Source organism: Paenibacillus albidus, from assembly GCF_014644435.1.
Classification (GTDB): domain Bacteria; phylum Bacillota; class Bacilli; order Paenibacillales; family Paenibacillaceae; genus Paenibacillus_AQ; species Paenibacillus_AQ albidus.
On sequence record NZ_BMKR01000081.1, the window covers coordinates 1 to 7,578 of the forward strand.

The 7,578-nt window shown below is 49.4% G+C and carries 3 protein-coding genes; all 3 read right to left on the reverse strand.

The window, feature by feature from the left end:
- Positions 1–4,108 (reverse strand): InlB B-repeat-containing protein (locus tag IEY53_RS34345; RefSeq protein WP_189032792.1); only part of this gene is annotated, 4,108 nt, incomplete at its 3' end.
- Between the two features lie 217 nt (positions 4,109–4,325).
- Positions 4,326–6,878, reverse strand: coding sequence for a winged helix-turn-helix domain-containing protein (locus tag IEY53_RS34350; protein WP_189032794.1), 2,553 nt, complete (start codon positions 6,876–6,878; stop codon positions 4,326–4,328).
- Between the two features lie 376 nt (positions 6,879–7,254).
- Positions 7,255–7,578: S-layer homology domain-containing protein (locus tag IEY53_RS34355; protein ID WP_189032796.1), on the reverse strand; the 324-nt coding region annotated here is incomplete at its 5' end.

Genomic DNA, 7,578 nt, shown 5'->3' on the forward strand with positions numbered 1-7,578 from the left:
GCTGATCTACTGCAAGTACCGCATATTTCCCTAAATGATCAACCTCTACGATCATCTGATTGCCTTTTATGATGCCGCCAACCTTAACCCATTTCCTCATCGCTTCGTCAAAGTAGAAAACAGCTGGTAGTTGGCCTTCCTTCAAGCTTGCTGGTTCAAAAACCAAGGTCAGCGTTACTGGTTTGTTGAAATTCCCGGGGGAATTTTTCAGAATTTCAAAGATCGGGCTGACGGGCACTTCATTATTCTGTAATAGACTTTGTGTTTCCAATACTTTTTTAATCGTTAGGATTAAATCTTGTTCTGTTGCATTGGCCGGAATTTCAATCATAATCTCATCGCCCAAATGAACCTCGCCATTTTTGCCTGCCGGAAGCGATATTACGCTATCCTTTGAGATCACTTTGCTGTTATTCGGTGGTATTGGGGCACTGCCGCCGCTCCCCCCACTATCGCCACCACTGCCACCACTGCTAGGAACCGCCGTCCATTTCGCGTACAACGTTGAGTCTGCAGTCACTGTATCCGTGCTGAAATTCCAAGGGGTAACGTAGCTTGCTTCCTTATACCAGCCCGCAAAAGTGTAGCCGCTCTTCGTCGGTTCTGCTGGGGCAGTAATCGTAGCTCCCGAGCTCACGTAGGTGATGTCTGTGACCGTGCTGCCTCCCTGTGAGTCGAAACTCACGGTATACTTCGGTGCCGGGTCTACCGTCCACTTCGCGTACAGCGTTATACTCGTTGTCACCGTGTCGGCGCTGAAATTCCACGGGGTAATAACTCCCGCTTCCTTGTACCAGCCCCCGAAGGTGTAGCCGCTCTTCGTTGGATCTGTCGGCGCGCTGATCGTAGCTCCCGAGCTCACGCCGTATCTGGTTGTAATCAAGCTGCCTCCCTGCGTGTTGAAGGTTACGGTGTAGGTGTCCGCCGGGATTGCTGTCCACTTCGCATACAGCGTTGTGTTCTCCGTAACGGTATCTGTTCCGTAATTCCACGGCGTAGCGTAGCTAGCTTCCTTATACCAACCTGCGAAGGTGTAGCCGCTTCTCGTCGGATCTGTCGGCGCGGTGATCGTTGCTCCCGAGCTCACTCCGGCGACGCTCGTGACCGCGCTGCCTCCCTGCGAATCAAAATTTACGGTGTAACTCGGCGCTGGATCTGCTGTCCATTTCGCGTACAGGATCGTGTTCGCAATCACCGTATCCGTGCCATAGTTCCACAAGGTATCGTATGTTGCTTCCTTATACCAACCTGCGAAGGTGTAACCGCTTCTCGTCGGATCTACTGGTGCGGTGATCGTTGCTCCCGAGCTCACGCCGGTGACACTCCCTACAAAACTGCCTCCCTGCGTGTTGAACGTTACGCTATAGGTCGGCGCTGGATCTGCCGTCCACTTCGCGTACAGCATTGTGTTCTCCGTAACGGTATCTCTGCCGAAATCCCACGCGGTATCGTAGCTTGCTTCCTTATACCAGCCCGCAAAAGTGTAGTTCCTCTTCGTCGGATCTACTGGTGCGGTGATCGTTGCTCCCGAGCTCACGCCGGTGACACTCCCTACAAAACTGCCTCCCTGCGAATCGAAGGTTACGGTGTAACTCGTAGAAGCAATAGATTGAACAATGCTACCGAAATACCCAACCAAAATAAAAGATCCATTTCCGTAAACTACATCCATAAAATAACCATTAACATCACTAAGTTTAGTCCAATTCTCACCGTCTCTAGATATCAGCGCACCAGTTGCATATGCGGCTACAAAAACTCCATCTCCGTAAGTAACATCTAAAATTTCATATTGTTCGGCAGTGTCGGGACCCGTCCAACTAGAGAAGTCTGGGGTCATCCATATTTGTCCGTCAAACCCAACTACAACATAAATACCATCGCCGTAGGCAATCCCCTGTGCTTGTACAGGGATATGAGACTTTATCACCCAATTATCGCCATCTGTGGAGGTCAATACCGCCCCATCATCCCCTACCGCTGCAAATTGGCTGTTACCATAAATCACGTCTTGAAGAGTATTGGATGTGCCTGATGTTCGGCGCGTCCATGTCTCTCCATCAATAGACGTCATGATATCACCGCCGAATCCAACGCCCACAAACTTCCCCTTGCCAAAGGCGACACTATAAAAGGATGTATTATAAGCATGTGATGCCCAGCTTATTCCGTCGCTAGACGTCAATATTTTATCGAAATCTACGGCGACAAAAGTTCCATTGCCATAAGTTACGCTGTGCAAACTCAGCGAAGAATTCTGAGGGTAGCTCGTCCAGCTCACTCCATCGATAGAAGTTGCAATTGCTCCTGATCTTCCCACTGCAACGAATCTATTATTCCCATAAGTTATTCCTTGAAAATCAGCCGCAGTTACCGGGCGGGTTACCCAGCTCCATTGATTAATCATCGCCTTCCACTTCGCATGTAACGTTATATGGGCCATCACAGTATCGGAACTGAAGTTCCACTGTGTCGTGTAACTCGTTTCCTTGTACCAACCCGCAAAGTTAAATCCGGTCCTTGTTGGAGCTGCCGGGGCAGTAATCGTTGAACCCGTTCTTAAGTTAATAACGCTATCCGTCGCGCTGCCTCCATGCGAGTCGAAAGTTACCGAACAAGTCGATGCGTCCGATGTCCACTTCGCGTACAAAGTGATATCACCAGTTACGGGGTCGGAGTTGAAGTCCCAAATGGAAACGTAACTCGCATCCGTGTACCAGCCTTCCAGAGTAAATCCGCATCTTGATGGACTAACCGGAGCCGATATCTTTGATCCTGAGATTACTCCAGAAACTTTCGGAACTTCAATACCTACCATAGAGTCAAAGGTAACAGTATAGACCGGAGTCGGAGTCCATTTCGCATACAACGTGATATCTCCTCTCACGATGTCCACGCTGAAGTCCCACTTCGTTACTAGACCTGCATCCTTGTACCAGCCTCCAAAAATGAATCCTGCTTTCGTGGGCTCTGCCGGTGCAACGATCATCCCTCCTTGTCTCAAGCCCGTAATGTCCGCAACCACGTTGCCTCCCCGTGAGTCGAAGGTAACCGTATACATCTGCTCCGTCCATTTTGCGTAAAGCGTAATGTCCGATGTCACCTTGTCGGTGCTGAAGTTCCACGGGGTATCGTAGCCCTCACCGTTATACCATCCCCCGAAGGTATAGCCGCTCCTCGTAGGGTCAGTCGGAGGGACAATTGTTGTTCCCGAAATCACGTCGGTCCGGCTCTCGACCTTGCTTCCTTCCCCTGTGTCGAAAGCGACGTTGTAAGTCTCCGTGATTACAGATTGGCGAATCTTCCCCGACTCAGCCAATATTACGAATGTGCCGTTGCCGTAGGTGACGCCATATTGAGACACGTTGAGTATAAAAGGACTACGACTTGTCCAACTCAACCCGTCGGCGGAGGTAAATACCGATCCATTTAGCCCTACTGCTACAAAAGTGTCGTTGCCGTAGGTGACCTTATAGAAATCATAAGCGCCCGACGGCGGCGGAAGTTTGGTCCAGCTCAAGCCGTCAACGGAGGTTAATATCGTTGTACCAGCCCCGACTGCAACAAATTTACCGTTGCCATAGGAGATGCTCCATAGATCGTTCTCGACTCCCGACGTACGACTCGTCCAGCTCTCTCCGTTACTGGAGGTCCATATCTTCCCACCGAAGCCCACCGCCGTAAATATCCCGTTGCCGTAGGTGACACCGCGAAGCTCATTCAAATCCCCTAAACTACGTTGCGTCCAACTCACTCCGTCAATGGACGTCAATATTTCTCTTCCAAACCCCACCGCCACGAACATGCCGTTGCCATAGGTAACACCATAATGGGTCTCCCCGAACGTACGATCCGTCCAGGTCACTCCGTCGTCGGAAATATATATCGCCGAATTTAACCCCACCGCCACAAATTTTTTGTTTCCATAGGCAACGCCCCATAGTTGATTCGTGGCACTCGACGTACGCTCTGTCCAGTTCACTCCGTCACTGGAGGTCACAATCGTTCCTGCCTCTCCTACAGCCACATATGTGTTATTGCCATATGTGACGTCATACAGACTGTTCTCGGTGTTCGAATCTCGTTCCACCCAGTTCCAACTGACCAAGGATGCAGCTACATCTGGTGCTATTGAAAGAACCCCTCCCATTATTATTAATAATGACAATAATATCGTTATACCCTTTCTGAACATCCGCTTTCTCCCTCTCTTGTGCGAGATTCTACTAGAAATATAACTTCCTGATTCCTCTACTTTAGTCGAATCCGCTCATAAAAAAACCTCCCCGTTTGGGGAGGTTACAATATATGGGATAGTACGATCATCAGGAAAGGATGCCCGACTGCTTGGCCTGCTGCAAAGCTTGTATACGATTATGCGCGTCAAGCTTGCGATACACGTTCTTCAGATGGAACTTAACGGTCTCGTTCGAAATTTGCAGTCGATCGGCGATTTCCTTGTTCAACATGCCGTCTGCGATCAAGGAAAGTACTTTCGTTTCCTGCTCGGTCAAGATTTCGTTCTTCGACGGCCTGATCTTCGACGAGTCCCTCAAAGCTTCCAGAAGCCGTCCGATATATTCCGGCGATACCGAAGGCACTCGGCCCTCTTGACTTGACTTCGTGAACTCGGAAAGCATCTCAACCATGATCTTTCCTTCGTCTACGAAGCTTCGAATATACCCTGCCGGTTCCGCCAGCTTGAGCGCCGTCTCAAGCTTCTTCAGGGAGGCTTCCCCCTGGCCGGAAATTCGATAAGCCACGCTTTGGGCTACTCGGATTTGGATGCGATCCCAAAGCCGATTTTCCTTATCGATTAACCGATACAGCCTCTCGAGCAGATGCAGCGCTTCTTCCGGCCGTCCGGATACCGTGAGCACTTTAGCCAGAACAAGATATTCTGCCAGACGATGCAGGTAAACATCGTCCGCAGGCGACAAACCGCATGTTGCCGACCAATCCAGCGCCTCCCGGGGCAAATCTCGACGTAAGGAGAGAAGCGCTTGCTCCGCCTCGATCCGGCGAACGATCCACTCGTAATCAGGAGAATCGATGTTCGATTTCAGCTGAGTCAGCCATTCGTTGGCTCCATTTTCTTGGCCCAGGGCTTGCTGAAGTCGCGAAAACTCAAGGTTTAGTTGAATCCATAGCCATATATTGGACCGAAGATCCTCACGTCCCAGAGCCTGACCGAGATAAACCTCCGCTTCCTCCAACCGATTCCACTCATACAGAAGAGCGCAATACGTCACATATTGGTACCCGACGAAAGGATAGTTTTTTTTACTCCCCCAAGACCGGATCCATTTCAGCAGGAATTGCTCCACGTCGACAAGATCGTTGTTGAGCGACAGAAGATCCGTAAAATGATCGTACCCTTGATACCGTTTGCTTGCCTGGTACTGAAAGCTGCTGCCTTCCGGCAAATAACTTTCGACAAGTTCGAAATAATGCGACGTTCTAGGCAAGTTTTGTTGAAGATAAGAGAGAATACCGCAAAAATAGTAAAGATTGCCCATCACTTGTTTCCATGCCGGTTCGGGCATCGTATTCCGGAGAGCTTCAAATCGGATCTCCGCTTGCCCGATTCTCCGAATAGCCGTGTCCCATTCCCCGTCGCCTACCAGCTTAGTGATATAAAACATTTCGAGCATCGGCTTGTCCCGGTAGCTGCTTTCCGGCAAAGCCACTATCCATCTCATCATCATGGTGCTCTTTAGTTGCAGGTAGTCAGGAAAAATGCGCTCGATGATCCGAATGGCGTCCTCCGCCTGCTTCCCCTTGATGTAGTGTTCCACCGCTTCTTCGTCCATCCCCTGGTTCTCGAACCAGTTGGCGGCGCGGATATGGATTATCCTCCAGTGGTCCGGATCCTCTCCGGCTACGATCCGCTGCAAGAAGTCCGACAACAAATGGTGATACCGGTACCAATTTCGCCGCTCGTCCAGAGGAACGATAAACAAATTCAGGTGCTCCAGCCGCTCCAATTGGTCTTGGCTATTTGTTTCACCCGTTACGGCTTGGCACAAGGAAGCGTTCATTCGGCTTAATATGGACGTTTCCAGTAAAAACCGGCGCATCGATTCGGTCTGGTGCCGATAAACCTCTTCCAACAAATAATCGGAAATATGCCTCTGATGTCCGTTAAATTGGCTGATGGATTCGGCAATATTGTCGCTGCGCTTCAGCGTGATCGCCGCCAGCTGCAGCCCGCTCACCCAACCCTCTGTCTGACGAAACAGCTCGGCCACCTGGTCATTCGTTAGCGATAAATCAGTCGTATCCTTAAAAAAAATAATTCCCTCATCCAATTCGAAACGCAAATCCTGCATTTGGATCAGGTTGATTTCACCTCTGGCCAGCAATCTTGCGGTAGGAATCGCGAGGTCGGTACGGCTCGCGATATAGAGATGGACATGCGGAGGTAAATGCTCAAGCAAATAACCGAGCGAACGATGAATGACAGGTAGATCGATAAATTGATAATCATCTAGTACGAGGATCAATTCATCGGAGATATGGAGCAACTCGTTCGAGAAAGCTGAAATCGCCGTTTCAAAGAAAACCTCGGATTCCTTATCCAGAAGAAACGCTATTAAATTGCCGAATTCCGGGACGCTCTCCTGAATGGATGCCATGACACATCTCCAGAACTGGCTCCAATCGTTATCCAGCTTGTCTAAGGAGACCCATGCGACAAGTGCGCTGCCTTGCTGTTTCACCCATTCACTTAACGCTGTTGTTTTCCCATAACCGGCCTGTGCGGATACAAGCGTCAGCTTGGCTTTCATTCCCTCATTAAGCTTGCGCATCAGCCTCGGCCGGGATACCAAAGAGCTTCGTATATTAGGGATATGAAGTTTGGTTTTTACAAGCATTTATAATCCCTCCGCGTATACTTGTGGTTATACCATACTATGTAGCGCTGTCGCTCTTTTATCCACTCTGATTTTACTGACTAACCTTTTTAGATAAAATCGTATTTTGTACCGCATTTCTATATTATCATAACACGTTTTAGAATCAGCACGTAAGGAATTGGACTATGGTTATCTAGGGCTCAACTGGTGAGAAAGATTAGAAAGAGGAGTTTAATATTCATCAAAAAGCCCCCTCCAATTAAGAGGGGGCTAGACACCGATGTATACCTGCGTTAATCTTTTTGCACGAGCAGTGAATAACAGTCTACATGTGTGAAGTGAGCAGAGTCAACTCAAATAATCAACTGATTTCGGGGCGCCTTACTCATTTAACCTACTTACTCTGTTGCTCCAACATTCTCAATAGGATGGTTACCGCTTCCGCTCTGGTCGCTTTGGCATCGGAATTAAATTGGTTTGCCCCTGTACCTTCCATTATACCAGCCTTCTTTAATGCCGCTGCTACGCCTTTTGCCCAAGACGGGATGTTCTTGTCGTCTGCAAAGCCGGGGACCGCATTCCCTTCGATGGACAGCTTAAGTGATTTTGCGATCATTGTTGCCATCTCAGCGCGTGTAATTGCAGCATTCGGACGGAAAGTGCCGTCCTCATAGCCTTTAATAATGCCTGCTTGTACCGCTTGCGCAATAGCATTCCG